Source organism: Devosia geojensis (genome assembly GCF_000969415.1).
Taxonomy (GTDB): Bacteria; Pseudomonadota; Alphaproteobacteria; order Rhizobiales; family Devosiaceae; genus Devosia; species Devosia geojensis.
This window is the reverse complement of sequence record NZ_JZEX01000186.1, coordinates 1-1,363: the sequence shown is the minus strand read 5'-3', so window position 1 is coordinate 1,363 and position 1,363 is coordinate 1. Positions and strand designations below refer to the sequence as shown.

The following is a 1,363-nucleotide window of genomic DNA, read 5'->3' as shown; positions in this document are numbered from 1 at the left end:
GTGCATTTGCGTGCCGGACGCGACACCCCCCACCCTGTCCCTCCCCTCCAGGGGGAGGGGCGCGAAAGAGCCGCAAACGCCGCGTTTGAGTTTGCCGTCAATGACTGGGAGGGTCCCCTCCCCCTGGAGGGGAGGGACAGGGTGGGGGGTGTCGCGTCCGGCACGCAAATGCACATGCCCCAAAGAAAGAGGGGCACACCCGTCTCCGAACCGCAACCCGCCCTTGCTAGGCTCGCTGCCGCCAATCCATAGGGGAACAGCTCATGGCTCGCACGACCGTCAGTTTCGCCACCTGCAATCTTTATAACCTCAACATGCCCGGCCTCCCCATGTACGGCGCCGCCGGCTGGAGCGAGGACCAGTACGAGGCCAAGATCACCTGGCTCGGCGGCGCTCTCAAGCGCATGCAGTCCGACGTCTATGGCTTCCAGGAGCTCTGGCACGCCGAGGCACTCGAGGCCGTCATCGCCGAGGCCGGGCTGGAGAACACCCACACCGTCCTCGCCCCGTCCGGCCACGCCGGCCAGAGCATCGTCTGCGCGGCGGCCGTGCGCGCCGAAATGCTCGTCGGCGAGCCCGAATGGATCGTCGAGTTCCCGCCCGATTTCGTCCTGCAGAGCCAGGGCGACGACCCGCAGACGCCCGAGATCGCGGTCGCCATCGACAGCTTCTCGCGTCCCGTGCTGCACTTCGAGATCGAGACGCGCCCCAGCCACCCGCACATCCACGTCTATGTCTGCCACCTCAAGTCCAAGCGCCCGACCGAGATCCATGACGAAGACTGGTATGTGAGGAACATCCACCAGCGCCATGCCCCCGGGCTCGGCGCCGCCATCTCCACCATCCGCCGCACGGCCGAAGCGGCGGCGCTGCGCATGATCCTCGTCGAGCGCCTGCGCGGCACCGACGATCCGGTTGTGGTGCTGGGCGACGTCAACGACGGCATCCTCTCCAACACCATCAACATCCTGTCCGGCCAGCCCAACTATCTCCTCGGCCTGTCGACCGGCGGCACCGACGCCGGCCTCTATTCCGGCCAGACGCTCCAGCAATACCGCAGCACCCGCGACGTCTATTACACCCACATCTTCCAGAACGAGCGCGAGTCGCTGGACCACATCCTCGTCAGCCAGGAATTCTACGACAACAGCCGCAAGCGCATCTGGGCGTTCGACGGGCTGGAGATCCTGACGGACCATCTCAACTTCGAGGACCACAAGGCCTCCGGCACCACCGACCACGGCATCGTGCGCGCCACCTTCCAATACCGGCCGGCGCGCGTGGAGGAGGATTAGGATGGGCCGGACGCAATGCCGCCACCGGCACGGTCTGCCCCCCTCCCCCTTGAGGGGAGGGGTTGGGG

Annotated in this window: 1 protein-coding gene; it reads left to right on the top strand. The window is 66.7% G+C overall.

What is annotated here, in order from left to right; genetic code table 11:
• Positions 1-263: 263 nt before the first annotated feature.
• Positions 264-1,295, top strand: coding sequence for an endonuclease/exonuclease/phosphatase family protein (locus tag VE25_RS20390; protein WP_046110521.1), 1,032 nt, complete (start codon positions 264-266; stop codon positions 1,293-1,295).
• The last annotated feature ends 68 nt before the right edge of the window (positions 1,296-1,363 follow it).

What these genes read in the sequence shown, in the direction of transcription:
- VE25_RS20390 (WP_046110521.1), top strand. Translation starts at nt 264, where the DNA reads ATGGCTCGCACGACCGTCAGTTTCGCCACCTGCAATCTTTATAACCTC.